17 protein-coding genes are annotated in these 22,163 nt (G+C 55.8%); 15 read left to right on the top strand and 2 right to left on the bottom strand.

The window, feature by feature from the left end:
- The first annotated feature begins 9 nt into the window (after nt 1-9).
- The 7 genes from traC to KF784_16215 all read left to right on the top strand — a co-directional run bounded on the left by traC (nt 10) and on the right by KF784_16215 (nt 12,085).
- Nucleotides 10-2,523 (top strand): type IV secretion system protein TraC, encoded by a 2,514-nt coding sequence (gene traC, locus KF784_16245; GenBank protein MBX3120610.1) that lies wholly within the window; start codon nt 10-12, stop codon nt 2,521-2,523.
- Nucleotides 2,453-3,031 (top strand): signal peptidase I, encoded by a 579-nt coding sequence (lepB, locus tag KF784_16240; protein MBX3120609.1) that lies wholly within the window; start codon nt 2,453-2,455, stop codon nt 3,029-3,031. Before traC ends, lepB begins: the two co-directional genes overlap by 71 nt.
- 174 nt (nt 3,032-3,205) lie before the next feature.
- Nucleotides 3,206-4,282, top strand: coding sequence for a hypothetical protein (locus tag KF784_16235; protein MBX3120608.1), 1,077 nt, complete (start codon nt 3,206-3,208; stop codon nt 4,280-4,282).
- Nucleotides 4,275-5,363 (top strand): TraU family protein, encoded by a 1,089-nt coding sequence (locus tag KF784_16230; protein ID MBX3120607.1) that lies wholly within the window; start codon nt 4,275-4,277, stop codon nt 5,361-5,363. The genes KF784_16235 and KF784_16230 overlap by 8 nt, the downstream gene beginning before the upstream one ends.
- Nucleotides 5,333-6,235: a conjugal transfer protein TraF gene (locus KF784_16225; protein MBX3120606.1), complete on the top strand. Its 903-nt coding sequence runs from the start codon at nt 5,333-5,335 to the stop codon at nt 6,233-6,235. Before KF784_16230 ends, KF784_16225 begins: the two co-directional genes overlap by 31 nt.
- Nucleotides 6,236-6,245: 10 nt before the next feature.
- Nucleotides 6,246-7,580: a conjugal transfer protein TraH gene (locus KF784_16220; protein MBX3120605.1), complete on the top strand. Its 1,335-nt coding sequence runs from the start codon at nt 6,246-6,248 to the stop codon at nt 7,578-7,580.
- Between the two features lie 44 nt (nt 7,581-7,624).
- Nucleotides 7,625-12,085, top strand: a complete 4,461-nt coding sequence (locus KF784_16215; protein MBX3120604.1) for a conjugal transfer protein TraG N-terminal domain-containing protein — start codon at nt 7,625-7,627, stop codon at nt 12,083-12,085.
- A 440-nt stretch (nt 12,086-12,525) separates the two neighbouring features.
- On the opposite strand, the gene KF784_16210 is transcribed toward KF784_16215, so the two are convergent.
- Nucleotides 12,526-13,650, bottom strand: a complete 1,125-nt coding sequence (locus KF784_16210) for a hypothetical protein (protein ID MBX3120603.1) — start codon at nt 13,648-13,650, stop codon at nt 12,526-12,528.
- A complete protein-coding gene (locus tag KF784_16205) occupies nt 13,647-14,522 on the bottom strand; it encodes a hypothetical protein (GenBank protein MBX3120602.1) in 876 nt (291 codons plus the stop codon). The genes KF784_16210 and KF784_16205 overlap by 4 nt, the downstream gene beginning before the upstream one ends.
- Nucleotides 14,523-15,051: 529 nt before the next feature.
- On the opposite strand from KF784_16205, the gene KF784_16200 reads away from it, so the two are divergent.
- From KF784_16200 to KF784_16165, 8 genes are all read left to right on the top strand, one after another.
- Nucleotides 15,052-15,681: a hypothetical protein gene (locus KF784_16200; GenBank protein MBX3120601.1), complete on the top strand. Its 630-nt coding sequence runs from the start codon at nt 15,052-15,054 to the stop codon at nt 15,679-15,681.
- A 15-nt stretch (nt 15,682-15,696) separates the two neighbouring features.
- Entirely contained in the window at nt 15,697-16,341 is a 645-nt protein-coding gene (locus KF784_16195; GenBank protein ID MBX3120600.1) for a hypothetical protein, read from the top strand.
- Nucleotides 16,342-16,397: 56 nt separating this feature from the next.
- Nucleotides 16,398-17,357, top strand: coding sequence for a hypothetical protein (locus KF784_16190; GenBank protein MBX3120599.1), 960 nt, complete (start codon nt 16,398-16,400; stop codon nt 17,355-17,357).
- A gap of 6 nt (nt 17,358-17,363) precedes the next feature.
- Nucleotides 17,364-17,855 carry a heavy metal-binding domain-containing protein gene (locus tag KF784_16185; GenBank protein MBX3120598.1) on the top strand — a complete coding sequence of 164 codons (492 nt, stop codon included), beginning with the start codon at nt 17,364-17,366 and terminating at the stop codon, nt 17,853-17,855.
- A 16-nt stretch (nt 17,856-17,871) separates the two neighbouring features.
- A complete protein-coding gene (gene traN / locus KF784_16180; protein MBX3120597.1) occupies nt 17,872-19,827 on the top strand; it encodes a conjugal transfer protein TraN in 1,956 nt (651 codons plus the stop codon).
- Nucleotides 19,828-19,985: 158 nt separating this feature from the next.
- On the top strand, nt 19,986-20,426 hold the full coding sequence (locus KF784_16175; GenBank protein MBX3120596.1) for a lytic transglycosylase domain-containing protein: 441 nt from the start codon (nt 19,986-19,988) through the stop codon (nt 20,424-20,426).
- A gap of 41 nt (nt 20,427-20,467) precedes the next feature.
- Nucleotides 20,468-20,920 (top strand): hypothetical protein, encoded by a 453-nt coding sequence (locus tag KF784_16170; GenBank protein ID MBX3120595.1) that lies wholly within the window; start codon nt 20,468-20,470, stop codon nt 20,918-20,920.
- A gap of 73 nt (nt 20,921-20,993) precedes the next feature.
- Nucleotides 20,994-22,163 (top strand): HD domain-containing protein (locus KF784_16165; GenBank protein MBX3120594.1); only part of this gene is annotated, 1,170 nt, incomplete at its 3' end.

The following is a 22,163-nucleotide window of genomic DNA, read 5'->3' as shown; positions in this document are numbered from 1 at the left end:
GGAGCGAATATGTCAACGATCCTTGAGTGGAAGGTAAAGCAGCTGGTCGATCGGACAGCCATCAGTGACTGGCTGCCCTATGAGGCTTGGGATGACACCAATCAGGTCTATCGATTGGATGATGGGCGCATCGGTGTGGTGTTTTCTAGCAAGCCCCTACTGGGATTGTCGGAAGAGTCTATTCAGAAGCTGACGAATCTCTTCGAGTCGGACCTGCCAATTGGAACCACGTTTCAATTCATGCTTCATGCGTCCCCCATTATCGAGCCATATCTGGACAATCACGTGATTCTGGCGCAACGAGGTCAGGCAGGGGAACGTTATGTAGCTGATGCGAGAAAGACCGCAGAGTTCTATCTGCATGCCAGAGATACACAACTGACGTCTAACCCACCTCTGCGCCCACGAGATTTCACGGTGTATGTATCCGTGGCGTTCCCAACGCAGGAATCGACGGCGCAAGGATGGGAAGACGAGCGGATTCATCAAGCGGTGTCGGGCATTGAGGGGCAATTGAACACGTTGGGATTATTGCCCGAGCGCGTAGGACCGCTGCAATTATTGAGTCTCTTGCATGTGTTGCTCAATCCGGGCCACAGCTGGGAGAGTCGGCCGCCGGCGTACAGCGACCAACTGCCGATACGAGATCAGGCGGTCCGTCTCGATACGAAGGCGACGCTTCGCACCAAGATGATTGAACTGGACGGAAAGTTTCTCAAGACGCTGACTGTTCAGTCCTGGCCTGTGCAGTGGCATGGCGGGAACAATCGCGAGTTGATTGGGAGCTTGATCCGGTTCACCGATCAAATTACCTGTCCATTTTTTCTGACGCTGAATGTGTTGAAATTTGATCAGGTCAAAGCGAAAGGCAAGTTACGAAAGAAGCACGTCATTATTAATCAGCAGGCCAGTGGGTTTCTTCTGGGGCTCATTCCCTCCCTCAAGTTCAAATTGGATCATTTCAATGGCGTCCAAGCGCAACTTGAAAATGGCAGACAGCTCATAGGGTCCTATTTCCAGGTCGTTCTGTATGGGGATACACCGCGACATGTGGAGGAGCAGACAGGCGCCCTTCGGGCTCTCTATCGGGCGAAGGATATCAACTTGCAGGAAGATCACTTCATTGGATGGAAAATCCTTATGACGGGTCTACCCCTCGGACTGCCGTCGGATGACAAAGCGCTCATTGATGGTCTGCGACGAATGAAGACTTACCATACCGAGGTCCCGGCGCATATTTGCCCCATTGTGGCTGACTGGAAGGGGGGAGGAGCTCCAGTGGTGCTGCTGACGTCTCGTTCAGGTCAATTGATCACCATGGATGTGTTCGCCAATCAACAGACGAATTACAACATGGCGATCGCAGCGACATCGGGGGCGGGTAAATCGTTCTTTATGAACAATTGGATCAAGAGCTACTTGGGTATTGGTGGTCAGGTGTGGGTCATCGATGCTGGCTTCAGCTACGTCAAACTTGTGGAGTTGCTCAAGGGGCAATACATCCAGTACGGCGCAAACGCTCAACGCCTTTGTTTTAATCCGTTCAGCAAACTTGTGCATTGGGGGAGTAATGCCGGCGGGGTTGACGATCCAAGTGACCGAGCCGATGAACTGGCGACCCTCAAAGCGTTGCACGCGCAAATGGCGTCACCTTCGCGCCCTCTCTCCGATGTCGAGCTCTCGTTCATCGAAGAGGCGATCATGCGGGTACTCGAAGGAGAGGGATGTGAGGGATGTCCGGATTCGGTACACAAGGTGTTGAAGAGCATGACTGATCCTCGAGCCAGAGATCTCGCGCGTGTGCTGGCTTCCTATGCGAAGGGGGGTATGTATTCCCATCTCTTTAACGGGGCGAACAACGTCAATTTTGAAAATGACTTTGTGGTGCTTGAACTCGACGGATTGAATGAACAGAAGCAGTTACGGTCAGTTATTCTCCTGCAGATGCAGATGAATATCCAGGCGGTAATGTACAAAAAGGAGAACCGTGGTCGGCGGAAATTCGTCATTCTAGATGAGGCGTGGGATTTGTTGTCTCAGGGAGGCAATACCGCTGCGTTTTTTGAAACAGGCGCGCGCCGGGTCCGGAAGTCCGGTGGCTCAATGATCACCATCACGCAGGGCATCAACGACTACTACGACAAGATGCGGGATGTTGGGCGCTATTTGCTTGAAAATGCGGAATTTGTGGGACTGCTCAAGCAAAAGACCGAAAGCATCGCGGCGTTTAGGAACAATGGGCGCATTGTATTGTCGGAAATGGAATACCGACTCCTGTCATCCGTCACAAAGACCACGGAGTACTCTGAGATTTTTATGATCACCCCATTTGGGAGAGGCATTTGCAGGCTAACCGTGCCGCGTGAGACACAGCTGTTGTTTACGACGAATCCGGATGAACTGTCGATGATTGATCGCGTGAGAAAAGAAGGACCAAAGGAGCTCTCCATCGATGAAGCTATTCAATGCATTATCGCTGCTGAACGTGCTCAAGCGGGCGCCGACAATCCTCGACTGGCTTGATCGGCATCGCTGGACGCATGTGGGGTTGATGTTGTTCTGTGGTGCGATTGTTACTGCCGGCGTTATCGCCCCTTGGTATGAGGTCGCCGCTCGCATGAGCGGGAGTTGGCCGCACCATAACTTTTTCCTCATTCAAAAGGGGCAGCCCGTAGGACGAGGGGATCTCGTGGCGTTCATCATGCGGCGGGACTACGTGGAACGCGTGCAGCCAGGCCATTTACACCGTGACTATGCGGACGTGGGGAATCGGTGGATGAAACGAATCGTTGGAGTGCCGGGTGACCATATCGTGATCAAAGAGGACGAGGTCTATATCAACGGGCAATCCGTGGGGCGTGGATTTGGGATCGATCGTTACGGGCAACGGATCGATTTAGCGTCACTTCCGGAGGTGATTCCGGAAGGGGAATACTATGTGGCGCTGCCACACCCGCGGTCGTTCGACTCTCGATACTATGGCCTAATTCGGAAGGCGGATATTCTCGGCACGGTGACACCACTCATCTAGCTAGGTCGGTAATACTCCATACAGACATTCTGAAATGGAGGTACCGTGAACGTATCGAGCGGTATTGTCTGTGTGGTAGCGGTCGCAGGGCTCTCCCTTCTGAGCATCGGGTCTTCTGTTTTCGCGGGAAACTCGCAATCAGCAGTACGTCCAAGTATCCCATCTCCTGAGGAGATGGCGCAGGACATCGCAAGGTACTCGCGCCAAGCGTTGCGGCATGGGCGTCCTCAGGAGTCACCAAAAGAAGTGCGCCGCGACGGCGTCTACCTTCTACTCTCCTTCTCGTTACCGAACGACACCTTCAAAGACTACCTGCGAGAGGCGAAATTACTTGGCGCCAAGGTGCTCTTGCGTGGACTGGTGCAGGATTCGTTCAAGGTTACACAGGAGCGGATCAAGCATCTGTTCTTCACCGGGGATCATCCAGATGACTCACTGCTGGTTGGAATCGGGATTGATCCAGTCATTTACCGGACGGTTGGTGCGGCAGAAGTTCCGGCCCTGGTGTTTGTGAAAGACGATAAATTCCTAATAGCGAGCGGAGGAGCCTCGGTCGCGCATCTCCTGACGTTGTTGTCGAAGGAACAGGCCGGTGTGACGCCATGGATCGAATGGTTCGAGCGCCGGCACCGAGGGTTTCTTCAGGGGGGGCCGACGGAAGAAGCTCCGCCACAGGTTCCGACCATTGGGCGGAGTGTGAAGGTGCAGGGCGACGCACGTGGAGCCGACATCGCGGAGCGGGACATGATCGATGTGATGAAGGAGCGGTTGGCGAAGGCGGACTGGCCGGATATTCAACGGCGGTCTGGCGACGCCCTCAAACGTCAGTTCGCAAAGGGCCCAGGGTTGGCCCTTCCGCATGCCGAAGAAGCGAGGGTCGTGCTCGTTGATCCAACGGTCGAGTACCCCGAGGATATTAAGGACCCCACGACGAACACGGTGTTGATCAAGTCCGGCACCAAAATTAATCCCTTCGACAAGGTACGGTGGATTCGAACTCTGGTGTTTTTCGATGGCACCAGTTCCTCGCAGGTAGGTTGGGTGCAGCAGTATTTAAAAGAGCATGATCCGAAGTTTGTGAAGCTGATCATCTCTGACGGCGACGTGCAGAAAGTGATGGAGCAACTTCATCAGCGGGTCTATTGGGCGAATCCTCTGCTTGTCAGTCGCATGGGGGTCGGTGCGGTACCCAGTATCGTCTCTCAGCTAGGTCGGCATCTGCGGGTGGAGGAGGTGGCGATTCATGAATAAGCCCTCGAAAAGACGGATACAGCATATGCTGCTGCTGGTCTGCCTGAGTTGTGTCCTGATCAGCGTGGCGACTCTGTGGCCGTCGGGCTCCGCAGAGGCGGTGTGCACGACAGGGACCAATGTGTTGGCGAATAGTCTCGCTACGACGTGTTGGGAGTGCATGTTTCCCATTTCTCTCAGCGGGGTCACGGTGTTTAACCTGGGAGAAGATTTTACCGAACCGGCCATCGGTCCTGGACACGCCCCGTTTCCGCCGCAGTTGTGTGGGTGTGTGTGTCTTGGTCCGATCTGCATTCCTGGGCTACCTCTGGGCATCTGGGAGCCGAAGAATCTTGTCGAGGCGGTCCACGATCCACTGTGCTTTCCGACGCTCGGTGTGTCTTTGGCCGGGGGGTTCAGTTACATCGGGCGTGGCATGGCTACGACACAGATGGACTCCGAGCTAAATTATGCCTTTTTTCATGTGCATTATTTCGTTTTTCCCCTATGGGCCATCGTTGGTATCGGAATGGACATTCTGTGTCTGAATCCTACCGGGATCGCAGACGAAATCGATTTGGCCTATGCCTCCGAGATTGATCCCTTGTGGGACGACGACCTGATTTCACTCATTCTCTTTCCGGAGGCATTGGTCCTGGCCAATCCGGTGGCACTCGCGGCCTGCGCGGCCGATTCGGTAGCTGCAGCAGTCGGTTTCCCAATTGATCCGCTGTTCTGGTGCGCCGGGAGCTTTGGATTCATGTATCCGCCGACTGGGCATGTCTCAGGAGCGGATGGGGACCTCAAACCTGCCGCGCTGTCGATGACGCGATTGTTAGCGAAACTGGCCCGCGCGGGAACAGAGTTTTGGACCTCCGCTAATGGTCCGCTGCTGTGTGAGGACATCCCGACCGCACTCATTGTGAAAAGCCAGTACAAGTTTCAATTACTCTGGCCGATTCCAAACACAGGACTCCCTCCCCCGTGCTGTCAGCCTCTAGGACGGACACTCATGATGTGGGGGCTCGGGAAAATCGTGCCAGCCGTTGGAGAGGATTTTGTGTGGCTGCTATGGAAACGACAAAACTGCTGCATGCTCTAGCTTGGTATTGCGTGACCTTCTGCTCGGTGGGAGTGGTGAGCAGTGCTGTGCTGGCCGCTGAGCCTCCTGGGTCTCAGACTTTTATCGACCATCCCAGGCAGGGGTGGTTCTCTTATCAGGACCCGTCAGCCGAGGCAGAGGAGGACGCAGAAGAGAGTCCTGTCCCCGTTACGATGGATAGCTTACCACCAGAGGCTTGGCTGGACCCGTCGAAGTACCGAACTCTGTTTAAGGGGCTTTCGGTCGAGGGCGTGAAGTTGAACGCCCTTCCGATGACGGTATTGCGTGAACTGGTGTCGGCCAAGAAGGAACGCGCGTTGGATCATCCTTCGGTCGAGAATGTGACGATTTACATCAAAGTGCAAAAGGAAGCGTATGACCGCTCGCAACGCTTCACCGATGCATGGCAGATCGCCATGTACACGGACCCCAAACTCGACTATGCGTCGCAACACCCCACGTCCACCTATGGGCATAGCGTCGAAGCCGAGATCAAGCGGAACACCGAAGAGCAGCTTCTGGCGGGCACAGCCGACCGGGTCGGACTGTTCTTCTTCTTCACCTCGACCTGCCCGTTTTGTCAAGAACAGTCCAAGGTATTAAAGGTCTTTGCCGATACCTACGGACTGACGGTGAAACCTGTGTCGCTGGACGGGGTGGGATTGCCGGAGTACCCGCAGCCCGCCACTAACAATGGCATGGCGGAGAATGTGGGCGTGCATATGGTGCCCATGATTTATTTGGCAATTCCTGAGGAGAACTTCTTAAAGCCGCTCGGAGCCGGTCTCATGACGAATGCGGATCTACGGGAGCGCTTGCTGGTGTTGTTGCGTAACCGAGGAATGTTGGGCGAGCGACGGTCTCAGGGATAAAGGACACACGATGCGAAGCAAACTGATTCTGGTGGGAGTGTGTATGTGGGCAGTACTGGTCTGGCCTCCCCTGGTACAGGCGCAGTCGATGAATGATGCCCTTACGAACATGTTCACGTCGTGGGGTGTCGGGATCACGAGTCCTCCAGGTGCCTACGAAAGTCAAAGTCGAGGCTACTTCAGCGGCGGCGGGGTCTCGGTCCGTTTGTGGCAGGACCCGATGCGGTTGTGGTCGATTGCCCCGCCGCGATTGAGCGTGGGCTGCCAGGGCATCGACGTTTACCTGGGCTCGTTTTCCTACGGCAAACTAGATCGGTACGTCCAATTGCTGCAGCAAATCGGGACCGGTGCCGTCTTGGGGTACGCTTTCCAGCTGGCGATGAAAGCCATTTGTGAAGACTGCGCGGACGTGCTCAACAAGATTGAAGCGGCTGCGAGAGCGCTCAATGCTGCGGGACGGATCCAACCCTGTCAAACAGGGATTGAATTGGGCAAAGCGCTAGCCGGGAACGAAGCCTCCAAACAAAAGCTCGCGAGTCGATTCGGCGATGCCTGGCAGAAGATGAAGGAAGCGGGCGGCGCCATTGGAGACGTGTTTGAAGACCGGGATACCGTCAAGAACCAGTCGAATGCGGATGCGGCCTCAGCATTGAAAGGCACGGAATACGATGTCACTGGCAATCTGGTGTGGGATGTCCTGACGCAGGCTGGCCTGGATCAGAATCTCATCGTCATGGTGATGTCGGTCACCGGGACCGTTATAGTCGGGAACGATGGCGATGTTCAAACCCGCGATCCGACGATGACCTTCGAACAGCTGGTCGATAGTCATCTGGGCGACGTGGTGAAAGTGTTTAATTGTGGGGGCGACTCGGAATGTTTGAACCCCACGATTACTGACGCGACCGATATCGAAGGATTCGAGAGTCGCGTGTATACGTCCATGAGTAACCTGATCGAAGACCTCTACTCCGGCTCAGCTATCAGCGCGACAGATCAGCAAATCATCAACATGACCCCGGTCCCCATTCTGACCATGCTCGCCGATTATGGGCGTCCACGGGATGTCGGCAATCAGATTGCGCGATTGTCTTCAGAAGTGGTCGCTGCGGACATGGGGTATCAATGGGTGAAGTGGGCGGCCACCGAAACGTCCAGGAACGTTAGCTATATCCAAAAGGTCAAACCCGAGTGGCCAGGCAATCTGCAAGACTTTCAGGGGCGGCTGCATCAGATCCTAAGGGGGGCTAGTGAGAGTCTCGCGAAGCGGCAACGTATGGTGAATAACATCAACCAGCTTATGCAGTTGACGAAGACGCAGGGCGAAATGCGATCGCTGCGGTAGTCGGAGTAAGTCTGTCTGCGATGTGAGGGAGAGGATAGCGCATCATGTGGACGATCTATACGTTTGGCAACGGCGATGTGCTGACGCAGATTCTGCTGGGCATCCGGATCATGATGACCACCGGACGCTTCGAAAGCTTGATGGAGCTCGCACTTCTTGTCTTCGCGATGTTCGGACTCGTGTATTTTGTGTTCAATCGGCGCTTCTTGGTCCCGCTGGTCGTCGGGGCATTTTTCATTCTCTTTGTCAGTGTCCGAATCACGGTCGACGTGTCCGTGGAAGACCAAGTCAATCCCGATGTGCCGGATCAAATTGTGAACAGTGTGCCGCTGGCGATCGCGTTACCGGCATACCTCTCGGGGCAAGTAGGGTACTACACGACTCAGCTTGTCGAAGCGTCGTTTCCGATGCCCGTGCAATATACCCAGGGACAAGCGTCATTCAATCGCCCGCTATTCGATCTGCAAAAAGTCCTCAATGCGAGATTGCAAGACTCGGATCTGGCCCGCAATACCGATTCATATTTTATGATGTGTGTGTTTCGGGAGGTGGGCCTGCTCCAGAAGAACCTCGGGACGCTGATGAATTCTCCGAATCTGCTCAATGATATCGGGGCTACGAATAACGCACTCACGGCACTCGGATATACAGGTGGGACGTTGGAAGCGGCCCCGCGGGTGTGTCCCGACTTCTATAGTTCTCTCATCCTTCCTGCGTATACCACGGGGCAGCCTGACTACGAAGGGGCGATGCGGCATTTGCGGACACAGTTGCAGCTTGATCCGGCCACCGGCGATGAGGAAGGGCTCACTGAGGACATCCGGGCGAATCTCTTGTTATCCGTCGGGCAATCGGCCCGAGACATGATTAATAATGTGCTGCTCATCCATGCGTGGAAAAACGCCGAATCCGCCGATGCCAAACGGCGCGCGGCGACTGCGGACACTGTGCTTCTGCAGCAGCAGGCGATCCAAAAGGACTTAAAGTTCCAAAGCTACTCGAAGTCCTATGTCGCTCAAAAGGTCGTACCGCTATTACGGACCATTGTGGAAGGGGTTGTGTACATCATGACCCCGTTCCTTCTAGTGCTTGCCATTTCGCCTGGGATGTCACGGTTGATGGGCACCTATTGGCGCTTGTTCATGTGGCTCCAGACCTGGTCGCCTCTGTATGCCGTGCTGAATTTTGTCATGTTTTGGGAAGCGCGAAGCCGGCTCGGCGCGATCCTGAGCTCAAACGGGGTTGGCCAATCCGTCAACTATGCAACGTTAGACAGAATCAATGAACATGTCGCCATGCTGAATTCCACAGCCGCAGATTATGTGTGGCTCGTGCCAGCGATCGGTTTCGGTCTGATGTGGGGCGGAAGCCAGGTGTTGGGATCGATCCTGGCAGGATCGCGGACTGCGGAAACCGTCGCGGGGCAAGTGGGAGGACAGTTCTCACGTGGGCTTGGTGCCAATTTGGAGGAAGGCCCGTCCTATCGACACGAACAGCGTGGGGCCCAGTTCGGCGAGATGATCGGCCATGACGTCGAACCACAGATGACTGTGCCGACTGGTCAGGGTGGGTTTCGTGTGGATAGTCAATCCGGCACGAGTGAGATCCACGACTCCCAGGGCGGCATCACCAGTATTGGCGCGAACGGCATTCAGAACTACAAGGGGCCAGAAGGACAGTATTCAATGGATTCAAAGGGGCATCTGCTGAGTGGGGTGTTCCGTCACAAGATGTTTGATCCACAGTCCGGGAAGCAGGTCGATGCACAAACCTCGGTGTTTGGTTCGATGGTGGAGCATCGCTTCGATACGATGGGGGAGGATGGCTCCAGGAAGAGCGTGCTTGTGCAGGAAAATCAGGATACCGGAGAATTAGTGGCGCGCACGGAACAATCCGTTCGGAAAGGCCTGTCCGAGACGCGTACGATTGCTGAAGACGGTAGTCAAAGTTTTGCACGATCGGGGAATGTGCCGTTGTTTCTGGAAGTCGCGGGCGAGACACGTCCCGATGCCGGATTTGTCCAGATGATGGGTGAGCGTGGGCCAGGCGAGCGGGTAGACACCCTCACACAGTCGACATTTCAGAGCACGATGGGTGCGAAACAATCGTATACCGGGCGACTGGTAGAACGCGATGGACAGTTTCATTTTCTGGCGACCGAGGGCGGGGCCGTCCGAGGATTTGACAACAAGGATACGGAGGCCGGCGTCCACAGGGAATCGTTCGTTTCCCCTGACGGTTCCAATTATTTTGTGGAGACTGGGCAAGCGGAACAGATGGTCTTAGGGAAAGATGGGGTGACTCGGCCGATGGAGGGATATGTCAGGGCGTTTGGGTCAGTCGATCGCTCGGACCCGGTGCATCCGCGAGACATCTATTCCAGTTACAGTCTGACCAGTGATGAGGGTGGTCACACGCACACAGTGACAGGAACATTGGGCACCGATGCATCAGGACGACAGTTCTTGGTGGAAGCCACGGAACATTTTGAGTCAGGCACGAGCGGTGTTGCCCACGACACCCACACGGTCGGTTCCTACACCCTGAGCGGCACGTTCACGGCTCTGAGTCATGGGGAAGCCAATCAACCAGGAGTGCCGACAGCCTTCTTCGGCTCTGCCATCGACAATAGCAAGCCAGGTTCTCCGGCGTTTCAAGCCAATGCGCTGTTATACGACGGCCAGGTGAGCTTTTTTGACGGGCGGGAGGGAGGTACCAAGAGTATTTCCGGGGAACGTAATCTGGTGGATGGCACTCATTTGTCTGGGCAGTTCACGCAGTTAAATGTGATGGGACAAGATGGACATCAAGTTGAGATGTTTCATGGGTATGCGCAACAACCGGGGGCGCCGGCCCGCGATGTGACGGGCCTTATTGATAATGGCAACATTGTGGCGTTTAAAGGGACCTCTGGGTCTCAAACCAGGGACATAATCGAAAAAGGATCTGGTGTGTCGGGTTTGCAGTACGGGGTTGAGGACACCATGATGGCTCCAGGAGGCACACATTCGGTAAGTACCTTTGACGGCGTGTCTGTGGACGCCCAAGGGCGAGCGTTCAAAAGTTCTGCAGTCGAGCTCGATGGCGTCCGCGTTTATAGCGATCAGATGAGGGGATCGCGTCAAATGACCGTTGAGTTCGAGCAGTCCCTGCGCGGGTACAACAACGAGGTACAGTCGATCGATAAAGAGTCAGGCTGGCGTCGGATCAATGACGGCCATCGCGATATGGATGTATTCGCCAATCTCTACTACGGCCCGACCAGTAGTGAGACTGGCGAGCGCAAGCTACTGGGCGGGACGATTACCAACGTGACCGATAACACCTATTCCACCTTTATGAAAGATGGGGAAGGCAACGAGGTGTGGGGAATCGCCAGGTCACTGGAGGATCCAAACAGCGGGGCTATGAGCGGCTCTATCGATCAGACCGTGAAGGTCGTGGCGGCGAAAAACGGAGCGATAGACACACAAGTCCTTGGTCCTATGAAGGATGATGGCGGCCAGCGCGAAGTCTTGTATCATTCGGTGTTGGGCGGATTGGACTCACAGTACTATAACAATGAGCGTAAATCCGGCATTTTCACCGTGCCTGATGCTATGCATCCCGGGCAGACCAAAGAGCTGCAGGGGACGTTCTACTATAGTCCTCAGTCTGGCCAGTTAATTGCGTCAGAAGTAACGGACTTGCAAACAGGGAAAATCGGTCAGTACCGTACTGATGCACAAGGGCAAGAACACTTCCAGGTAGTGGAGTATTCACAGTCGCCCGATGGGGCGAGCGTGATTGCAAATACGAAGGAGCTATCGAAGAATGAGTATGCGGCACATGGATTTGCGGTTAACGATGTACTTGACGGTAGCGGGAATGTGCTGAGTTCGTCCGGTCACAAAGGCTCCGATTTTCATGACTTCAATCGTGTGCAATTTCATCATGACAGTGGGGCGAATCTAACGATTACACAAATGGCGTTTGCGGCCAAAGGCACCGATATTACAAACCCTACGCAGACGGACGAGGCGATTGCTTATGGGCTTGAATTTGGTCGGATCGGAATGGATGGGGCTTCGCGATATTTGATCCTCAAAGGACGAATGGGGAAATTTGGTGGGGGAGGGGTTGGAGGAACACCGATTCAGCCAGGTAGTGGACCCGTGCCGAATGGCCCTGGTGGAGGTGGGGGACCGAGCGGTCTTTTGGACTCGCATCAAAATATGGGCGCCTGGTGGAAAGAATATTCCGGAGTGATGGATAATGCTATCTCGTTTGCGCGCAGTTCTGTCGAACATTTAGAAAAGACCGGGCGTGCACAAAGCATGTCTCCCGAAGAATTACAGAACTTTGCTGCCAATGCCGCTTATAATGCGGTGCGTACATCGGCCCTCGGCATGATGGGTGAAGAGGCGTCGAATGCGTTTGGGACTATGCCTAAATGGCAGGAAGGCCAAGAGTCGTTATTAAGAGTTGAACGGACGCAGCCATCGTCCCCGAATACTGGTAAATAGAAGTGGCAGTGAATCGTTCTGTCCGGAGCGGAGGTTCTCATGCGGCTGTGTCAGCTAGCGCTTTTCATGGTCCTGGTCGCGATCGTTATCAGTCAGTCAGGAGGCGCGAGAGCTGAGACGCCAAAAGATGGATGGCTGGGATCGTTCGTTGGTTCAGAGATTCCAGGAGTACCAATCAAACGCTCAACCATTGCTGTCGGATCGCAGCAATTTAGCCCCTCATCCAGCGGGAATTCTCTCTCTGTATTGCATGAAGTTGTAGAACAGTGCCGGACGACCAGCAGAGGGCGAGCGATGGTTAACATTAGAATCGTAAACACTGTTGGGGAAACCTCTGACCTTCAGGCAGACAAGAAGACCTATAGGACCTATCCAGGATCATTGCTTGTCACTGTGTATGGTGATTGCGTGCTTGAGGTACAGGATGCGAAGTGAGATTGCTATGAGCAGGATTGATATCCTTTGGGGAAGATCGTTTGCATATAGGCCTTCACCATCTGCGCATCCTCTTTCCAGTCGCTGCTATACCGTAGGACGTCGTATCTGATTCGTTCCGCCCTTTGAATATCCACAAATTCTAGAATAGCTATTCCCTGATTGGCGGCCCCGTTTCTGATGGTGAGCGCCACAGTGGCGGGTATCCATTTGCCAAAGTGAACAGCCGTCTGGTCACTGATCCGCCCGGATTGGTGGAGTAGCAGCTCATCCTGTAAGTCTTTAGCGAAGGTTATTGGTGCGACCACACAGATGTGGCGTTCCAATAAAGCCTGTGTCACCAAACGTCCCCATGCTCTCAACGCAGGTGGTGCAGCGCCATCGAGCGGTTCGAGGACGAGTGCGACGATCGGTGGCCAGCTCGTACCTGCCGTGTGCGGTTCGTCTGGCAATGGGCCACTTGGTGTCATCTCGCTAGGGGTAAGGCGATGAGTCCAGAGGACGCGATTGTCGACGAGGATAGACAGTGTGGGAAGCGTCGACGGGTCGCGCTCCGTCCCCGAACGGAGTGCGTGTTGAGGAATGGACACCTCTCCATCGGGATTCACGTCATAGACCAGTGGCGGATGTATCGCATCGTCCCATGCCACTCTCAGTGTGGCGTAGCGCACGGGCTCTGTTGTGGTGTGTGTCTCGTAGCGGTGTTCGATTTCGGTGGCAACCCGCGGTGATCCGGCAAGAGGTTCCTGCATCAGGAGCCGTCGGCAGGCGGGAGCAAGAGATTGTGAGCCTAGGTGTCCGGCTGAAATCACATAGGCAACAGTCAGTACCGGACAATGAACAGCGCCGGCAAGGGGAGCGGTAGGCGAAAACACATAGCGTCGTGCCTCGACCTTCATCGGCGTGTCCGTCTCGAGGGTGATTTGGGAGCGTTGTGTCACGCGAATGGTGAGGCGTTGCTGATCGTGATGGGGTGTAAGGGTAACCTCTGGTACATCGATCGGAGTGCGCGCGATTTCTCGAGTCGAGGTATTTTCTCCCTGCACCGGGGTGTTGGAGAGTATGAGAGACGAACAGCCGACCGCACTGGTGGCGAGGAAGCAGATGAGGAATGTGCCATATCGTGTCATGGTGTGACGAACCATCCCCGTGTGAGAGTGGGACCATGGGGCAGGACGAGATCGGTGACAACTGCCGCCAGAGTTTCGGCCGTTGGCGCGACGGCGTTGATCGGACATTCGAGGACAAACTGAGCCAGCACTTGTGCGGTCTCAACAGAGACAAGAGTCGTGGTGAGCAGCAGCCCCTGATCTGAAGCAGAGGCGATGTCGATGGATACGAGCAGATTTGCTCCGGTGCCCATGCCGGCTGACGGTTGTCGCTCATCATTAAAGAACGGAGCGAGTTGCCGGACCTGGACAGGAACTAGTTTCCGATACCGTTCGTTTCGGATGACCAGCGGAAGGCCGCGCTCCTTCATACGGCCAATAAGCCTGTCTACTATCAACTGGGACTGTTCGTGTCCCCAGTCATTGTTGACCGCCAGCCTGAGGCGAGGCTGCTTCGGCCAGCGATCTTGGGGGAGCACTGCGAGATCGTGCTGCAGCATAGCGGTGAGTACGTGCCCGTCGATCGGCAACTGTGTGGTCGGGCCGGGGTTGCCGACAGTTGGACTGTAGGAAATCTCGACGGTCCCGTCAGGGACGTCGGCAGGATTCACGCCCTGTTCCCGTAAAGCCATTGCAAGCCATCGAAGGCGGATGTGCGTCCCTTGAGAATCCTTACTCACAGGGACGGCAATCCCAATGCGGTCCCGTCCATCGGCGGCAAAAGTGAGCCGAAGGTCACCGTCCACAATTATCCGCGTAACAGTCTGAACCTGGGGATCGAGGTCATCAGCGATCCGAGTTCGGGTATCGGCGCGGCCAGGCACGTCATATCCGGCGGCGGCCAGGCAGTATTGCCATGGTGAACTCCATCCCGGCTGGTTTGGTGTTCCCATGGAAAAGAGGGTATTCAACAGGAGATTTGGAGCACAGAGTAGTCCCCCTCCCACCATCGTGACAAGATTGAGCCGACGTTCATAGGTATATCCTCCCCAGACTTCTTCTCGCCTGATCCGATTCTTCTCCTCAACGGTTTGGGTGACTCTCACCGTCCATCCCAGGCCATCACTGTGGGGTGATAGTGCCAATCGAGGACGTTCTACAGCCGTCGTTGAGCTGGTTTCACGCGATTCTTTGAAGTTCTGCAAAGTGGTCGGCGTGAAGACGGGGGCACAAGATACCAAGGTGACGAGCACGAGGAGGAGCACGCTGATCGTCCGACTAGACCACAGCCAAGCAAGGTACGCAAGAGAGCGGATCTTCCCTCTGGATGAGGATAGAAGCGGAGTGGGAGTGATCCGGTAATACCTGTTGGGCATAGTTGTGAGACCGAGTCTCGAACTACACGCAGGTGGCAGGTGCGTATACGGGTCGAAAAACTATAGCACAGGCGAGTAACGAATGGTGCAGGTGGGAGACTTAGTAATGGCTCGGGTCATTCGGATGGATCCGGGGCACAGCGCATATCTGCTGTGGGCGGATTCCATCGGGAGGTATGCCATCTTGCCGCATCAGTATGCCGACCGTCAGTACAAGGTACGCGACTCATTGATGGGAGCTGTGTACAAGGTCGGTGACGAGTTTCCGATGCTGTCGCAGCGATCGATGCACTATTTCCGGCGTATTGCGGAGTTAGTGCTGGCTCCGGTGTTGGCGGACGACCATGTGCACATCAAGCGTGTGGCGACGGCTCAAGCCGCGTCGTTTGTGAAGATTGCGGTCGAGACTTATCGCACGGGGGAAGATGTCATCGCGACCTGCAAGCCTCTGTTGTACGAGTTCCGGACCTACACATCCCGCACGATCGCACTCGTGAAGTATCACACGGAGGTGGAAGCCTACATTCGTGAGGCATTAGCGCCGGCCCCGAGCCGGTCAGTGCGACGAGTGGACGTGTATCGGGAAGAACATCAGGCGCGAGTCATTGTTGAACGGGGCACGATCGCACAGTTTCTTGGTCGCAAGGGGATGAATGCTGCGGTGGCCAGCAAATTGACCGGCTATGGACTGGTGCTCGTGGACGAAGCGGATCTGGGGAAGACAGCTCGGGCGTAATCGAGGAGGTGAGGCATGGCTCATGGGGTGGACGCAGAGCGACAACTGGGGATGGTACGGCGCGAGGGCCAGTCTCTTCGGAGCGCGTCTCCGACGAATGGACGAAGGCCCGATCGGGCGGAGGAGAACAAGCGGCGGCTGGAAGATCCGAATTCGGTGCTCCTTTTACCACAAACAAAAGCGGGGATGGCCTGTGTCTCCATGCTGTACATGTTTGACAAGGTAATTCATCGTCTTCGGCGGGCAGCAGGATCTCAGCTCTCCATTGAGCAAGTGCGCAACGAGTTGGCTCGTGTGGAGCAATGGGTGGCGCGGGCAAAGGTGATCTTGCGAGAGCTTGGAGTGGGGGAGTTCGAGTTGCTCCCTCAAGACCCATATCCCGACCTAAAAGAACGGAGCGTGAAGGCGGCGTGGCGCAATGCGCGTGTCATTACGCCCCGCGTCGGAGACACGGTGAGACTGGTGCCGGTGATTCGCGCCCTAGATAACGCGCTCAATAGCATTCGTCTCCGAGCGGAAGATCTCACTCCGTATGTGAAACATTTTCAGGCCGTCGATGAGCTTGTAGTGGCCTTGCACGATGTCATCGGGCATGTCGCTCGCGTGACGGTGACAGAGTATGAGCCGCGGGGCGCGGTGAAAGCATTTTTGAACCAATAGGGAAAAGGGAGGTAGTCACCCCTCTCGTATGAAAGGAGCACGGTATGTGGCAACGCATGGCAGCCCTTAGTCTCGCACTGTTGTCCGGTTGCGTCAGCACCGGTGAATATCAGGATTTGGAAACCAAGTACCAGCATCAACTCGCGGTGAAGGAAGTCATGGAGACCGAGCACGACGAGCTGTCCCAGCGAGTCGACAATGTATCCCAGGTGTATCGGCATGTTGCGCAAGAGCAGATGGGACTAAAGGCCCAAGCGGAAAAACTGCAGGGGGACATCCTGACCGTGAAGGGGGTGGTGAAAGACACCCAGAATCAGTACGAGTCCCAGCGGGCGCAGTTTGCGCAGCAGGCGCAACAACTGTCCGGAGTCGACGCGCGCCTGCAAAATATTGCGGGGAAGATCGAAACCCTCACAGAAACGACGGTCGCCTTAGCCAATCGCTTCGAACGTGTTGAACTGTCGATTGGGAAACTTGGGAAGTCCTTGCAGGCTAGAGGGGGTGCTCCCGACGTCCAGAAAACGCGCGTCCAGTTGGGTGAGGGTAAGTCAGGAAGTGCTCCCAAAACTGAACCTGTCGCCAAGGCTGGCAGTCCGAATATGGAGGGGAGCGTAGGCGCTGGGGGCTCGGGTGTTGAGCCGAGCGGGACGAGCCTGGCGGTCGCTCCAAGTCCAGTGGCGACGACCACTGTCCCTGCCAAACCGGATGTGCCGATGCCCGTTCCTCAGAGGGTGATAGAGGCTAAGGTCGAATCGCCTCGAACCAAGCCCGATGCGGACAAAGGATGGTTACGACGATTTCTGGATGGCTTCCGTGGGGGGAATGGGCAAAACGCGGAACTGGTGCCTCCTCCTCTAGCTTCTGGGATGTCCGGAAAAGCTTCAACTGGACGTCCCCTTCTTCCGGCTGTCGATGGGGAAGTGATGGCCGCGCCCATGAACACATTGACGATCAGTATCGACGCAGATGCTCCGAAGAAGGCCGAGGTGTCACCGTCTGATACCGAAAAGCGATAGGCCCGAATGAAAATTCTTACGGTGGATGTCATTCCCGGACATACCTATCGGTATTTTCAGGCATTGATTCAGATCGAGACCGTCGGGATCGCTTCCTGGCGGGATGCCGTTGTCCGATTCACCGATTTCTGGGGAGGGCGCGCGAAGACGTATGACAGTCCGATCGTCCATGCGACTCAGAGCATGGTGAATAGGCTTGCGCAAAGCGCTGCGGCGTTGGGAGCTGACCTGATCATTGGTTTCGACATTCAGATTCATCAGGTGACGGCACGATACTGGGGGTGGGGTATGGCACAAATCATCATGCGGGGAACGCCGATTCAGTTTATGGATCGTGACGCGCTTGGGACGATTTTGGCCGGTGAACTGTCCCCCTTCGTTGCAAGGGACCAGTCCGCTCGACATCCGCCGGACGGAAATTCACTGGGAGAAGCGGTAGGGATGGACGAGATGACGGTGCCCTCATTGGATACGGCTCGGTTAGGCACGCGTCGATAGGGGGAGGCTGTCTGTGATGAAGCGCATGCTCATAGGGATTTGCCTCGCGATCTGTTTGGTGTGTGGTGTTGTGGAGGTACGCGCAGATTGCAGTGGGATTGACGATCCGTACCTCAAAGCGAAGTGTGAGGTAGAGGGGCAGAAGGCCTCAGGATTAGTCGGTGCAGGTATTCTGGCGCCGAACATGACCAAAGTGCCGCAGTACTCAGGGTCGCCGGGTTGTGTCACGGCAGGGTGCTCTGGGGCTGCTGAAGAGAGGTATTACGATGATCCTGGCAGTTTGAGCGCGGCCGGCGGTGCGGCGGCGAGCTCCGATGAGCGTTACTCGAAAATCCAACAGAGCAGGATTGACCGAGATGGGTGGGATCTACGGACTAGTAGCCCGGTGACGACGGCGCAATCGACGGCAGCGACGCTGCCGACCGATTCCATCATGACGGAGAGCTGTTCCGTGGTGAATATGTGCACGAGTTACACCGAAGGGGCTGGCGTCACGGGGACCTGCCAAGTGCCTGGGGGCTCACGGCAGACCTGCCTCAAGATTCGCAACCCCACCCTGCTACCGAACGCGTGCACGGTTCCTGGAATTCCCAGCCCTCCCTATACCTCTGAGACGGAGGTCAATGGGTGCAAGGATCTAGAAGCGGCTGGCGCCAGTGGCCTCGCCGCACTGGTGACTACGACCTGTCTCGATGGAGCTGCGCGGGATCTCAAGTGTGCTCAACCGTATGCCACCGTGCTGACCGGGGGGACTTCTGGATTCAACGCGCACGACCATGCGCCGGGAATGGCCATGGGCAATTTTACGATCGAATCGGCGTTTCCTATCTGGGATGGAACTCGATGGGTGGTCGGCTTGAACGTCACTGGCAATTCCGCCGGAGAAGACAAATACGGCTGCACAAATGTTGGCTCGGTGAAGACCGGGCCTTACGTGTTGACTCCGGCGAACCCGACGGCCTCTGGAAATGGCTCGCCGGCCTACTGCAATAGCAAGTGCTCATGCTTTGGGTATCCCATGACGTTTACGATGGGCGCCTTCAGTCCCACCGGCCCGCTCAGCTGGCAAGTTCCGTTTACATTTACTTACGAGTCGCATTCGATTGCGGTCATGGTAACGGGAACCTTTCTTGATACGTACAGCGTGGCGCCCTTAACGGGATGCTTTCAAGAGGAGCAAACCTGGGATGTCACGTCCACGGCCGGGGACACCTGTGGCGAGTATCGAGACAAGGGCTGCAATCAAGTCAGCTCTCGCTGCGCATCGGTGCAGCCGGGGACGGGATATTGCTTGATGTACGAGAACACCTACAAGTGTCCGGGACCGTCGGAATGTTCGACGACGCAACCGATTACTCAATGCACGAAGTGTGGGAAACCAGACAGTCCTGTGCCGTTTTGCGTGGATACCAGTACGCCACCCAATGAGAATCTGGCGTTAGCGGCCACCTGGCTGGCGATGACCAAGAATGTCGAAGAAGATTGGGATCCGGACCGTCTGCGTATCTTCACGGGCAAAAGGAGCACCTGTGATTTCAGCACAATCGGGCGATCACTAATCAATTGCTGCGATTCGGACCCCGATAAATTGATTGGGAAATGCTCTGAGGAGGAGATCGCGCTTGCGAGGGATAAACACGATCGAAAGGCTCATCTAATTGGGACACATTGTGTGGATAAAGGCTCCTTTCTGGTCGGCAGTGTGTGCCTCCGAAAGGAAGAGGTCTACTGCACTATGAAATCCGAGCTCGGTCGGATGGTGCAGGAACAAGGCCGTGTGCAGTTGGGCATGACCTGGGGATCAGCGGATGCGCCCCAGTGCGACGGATTTACGGTCGATCAGTTCAGCGCTTTGAACTTCCAGGCGATGGATTTCACGGAATGGTACAAAAATGTTTCAGCGAATATTGACCCGGCTGTGATCACGAAGGAAATGGCGACGAAGATATGCACCTACACAGGCACCTGTTAAGACGGGGGTATGGTGGGCCTCTGGGTGCATTCTCCAGACCGAAAAGTCGCCGTTCGACGTGGTTCTGTCTTGCGGTGGTATGTCTCGGTGTCTTGCCGGACAGTGTTGCGGCGGAGATGCCTCCGGACCGGTTTTGGTATGTGAACCACAGTTGTGTTGTGGCGGCGGCGAATCGCTACGCGGTGACCGTGCAAATATTGGAAGCCATTATTCTAGTGGAGAGTGAAGGGGATCCGCATGCGGTGAATGTGAATCGGGACGGCAAGGGGGATCGGCGAGGACCACTTTCTTTCAAGCAAGCGACGGATCTGGTTGCTGAACTGTGGAAGGCGGGGGCGAATTTTGATGTGGGGATTGCACAGATCAATAGCGTGCACATGCGGCAGTACAAAATTGATCCAGTCCATTTTCTCGATCCTTGTATCAATATCCAATGGGCTGCCTTTGTCTTGCGGCAGAAGATCAATGAGTACCAAGAAACGTGGACAGCCGTAGGCCGTTACAACGGCAGTCGCAACATCGCGGGCTACAGCTGGAAGGTGTATCGGGCATTGGAGCGCCTCGCAGGCATCAGACGAGCCCGTGGCTTGCTGCGATGAGTCCGCGGGGTGAGGTGGAGCGGTTTTCAAAAGGAGGAACTGTGAGCGACAGACAAACAGAGGCGTGCTCCACTGAGAATGCGTTACATGCACGGTGGGCGTTTGATGTCACGCCAGGCCGTGAACGACACGTGGCCTTGCAGCTCCAGGAGTTGGGGTGCACGGACGTGGAACGTCCGACAAAGGGCTATGTGATTGCTCACTGTGATCCAACGGCCGTTCCCGTGATCAAGCGGCTGTCTGGAGTGGTGCGAGCGCTTCCTTTGCTGGATAGCGACCTCTTCGAGGACCTTAGCAATGTTGAACCACTCCTGGCCAAGGTGGCCGACGTGGTGCAGGTGAGTTCGGGCCCATATGCGCAGATGACGGGCATCGTCCGAGCCTTGGACGGTGAGGATGTGCTGGTGGATGTGAGTTTGATGGGGCGGGTGGTACGAGTCCGGGCTAAAGCGACGCATGTGAGCGTGATGCCGTTACCGGAACCGTGGAGGTGACATGCTCGGGAGATTGTGGGGAGCTTGGCGGGGCGAGTCTGCAAGAGTTCATACCGGAGTAGCAACTCCGCTTGTGGTGCCGAGGCTGATCGAAATCACCCTAGAGGATCTGGCTAAAGACGTGTGGCTTCCGCTCAATTTGGATTTCATTCAACAAACTGGGGAGCTGGTCGAGGAAGCTGAGCCCGAGGGTAGTCCAGCAGAGTATGCACCGCCTGATCCTGAGGTGGCCGTCGCTCCTGCGGCCCTGACATACCCCAGTGCATCAACTTCTGTGGAGGGCCCGTCCTCTGCCCAGCCGGTGCTGCCTCCTCAGGGAGGCGCACAGGCCGCCACACTCGATCCCGCCACCTCGACACGCCCGGTGTCGTCTGGCCGGTCGTCCGCACTTATTCGGGATTTCATCATGCCTTATCAACCGGTAATTGAGAGCCAGCGCGCACTGGAGCCGCTGCTCACGGTGGTGAAAATTCTCGAGGAATATGGGGACTGTCCGTCGATCGTGACGGCCGGTATCGAACGCGACGAAGAATGTACGGACCTCTATTCCATTCGCGATACGCTCGCGAAAATCACGCTGCGAGACCATACGTATCGGGTCACGGAGTTAGCGTTGGCGTTGCTCAAGCAGACCTACCGGGATGGGGATCTTATGATCCCGAAGGTACTGGTGGCCACACTAGGACATGATCTGGGTAAGATTCCGCGCTTTCGTGCGACGGCCGCCCATGCGATGGGGGATCATCCGGTTGTCAGCGCTATTAAGCTCCAAGAGTGCTTTGCCGGCACGTCCATCCCATGGTTCAGTGAGGTGTTGGATGCCATCAAGGGCCATCATCGGATCGGGAAGGATCGGCTGGGCGTGATTCTTCGGCAAGCCGATGGGCAGGCACGCGTGAAGGAAATGATCCTCAGCACGCAGGAGATGCAGGAGAAGCCGTTAGACAGTTGGTGTGCGGGACCAGAAGTCTTGGCGATCGTGGCGCCTCGGATCAATCGTCCACTCAAAGGAAACAAGTGGGCGGCGTTTTCGCTGAAAGGGGTGGTGTATGTGACACCGGATGCCATTCTGGAGGCCGCCAAAGAGTTGGCACGGCAGAAGAAGATCGTCGAAATGGGACTCATTCGATCGACCGATCGCGAGGATACGCTGCGGCGACTGGTGAAAATTCTAGGTGCGGCGGATCTCTTGGCCATGGAGATTGGCGAGCATTTTTACGGCCGGCCGTTCGACATCTTCACA

The sequence above is a fragment of the Fimbriimonadaceae bacterium genome (assembly GCA_019638775.1).
GTDB lineage: Bacteria > Armatimonadota > Fimbriimonadia > Fimbriimonadales > Fimbriimonadaceae > JAHBTD01.
This window is presented reverse-complemented; position numbering and strand designations above follow the sequence as displayed.

Coding starts and splice junctions, on each gene's coding strand:
- traC (MBX3120610.1), top strand. CDS start 10: ATGTCAACGATCCTTGAGTGGAAGGTAAAGCAGCTGGTCGATCGGACA.
- lepB (MBX3120609.1), top strand. CDS start 2,453: ATGAAGCTATTCAATGCATTATCGCTGCTGAACGTGCTCAAGCGGGCG.
- KF784_16235 (MBX3120608.1), top strand. CDS start 3,206: ATGGCGCAGGACATCGCAAGGTACTCGCGCCAAGCGTTGCGGCATGGG.
- KF784_16230 (MBX3120607.1), top strand. CDS start 4,275: ATGAATAAGCCCTCGAAAAGACGGATACAGCATATGCTGCTGCTGGTC.
- KF784_16225 (MBX3120606.1), top strand. CDS start 5,333: ATGGAAACGACAAAACTGCTGCATGCTCTAGCTTGGTATTGCGTGACC.
- KF784_16220 (MBX3120605.1), top strand. CDS start 6,246: ATGCGAAGCAAACTGATTCTGGTGGGAGTGTGTATGTGGGCAGTACTG.
- KF784_16215 (MBX3120604.1), top strand. CDS start 7,625: ATGTGGACGATCTATACGTTTGGCAACGGCGATGTGCTGACGCAGATT.
- KF784_16210 (MBX3120603.1), bottom strand. CDS start 13,650: ATGACACGATATGGCACATTCCTCATCTGCTTCCTCGCCACCAGTGCG.
- KF784_16205 (MBX3120602.1), bottom strand. CDS start 14,522: ATGGGAACACCAAACCAGCCGGGATGGAGTTCACCATGGCAATACTGC.
- KF784_16200 (MBX3120601.1), top strand. CDS start 15,052: ATGGCTCGGGTCATTCGGATGGATCCGGGGCACAGCGCATATCTGCTG.
- KF784_16195 (MBX3120600.1), top strand. CDS start 15,697: ATGGCTCATGGGGTGGACGCAGAGCGACAACTGGGGATGGTACGGCGC.
- KF784_16190 (MBX3120599.1), top strand. CDS start 16,398: ATGGCAGCCCTTAGTCTCGCACTGTTGTCCGGTTGCGTCAGCACCGGT.
- KF784_16185 (MBX3120598.1), top strand. CDS start 17,364: ATGAAAATTCTTACGGTGGATGTCATTCCCGGACATACCTATCGGTAT.
- traN (MBX3120597.1), top strand. CDS start 17,872: ATGAAGCGCATGCTCATAGGGATTTGCCTCGCGATCTGTTTGGTGTGT.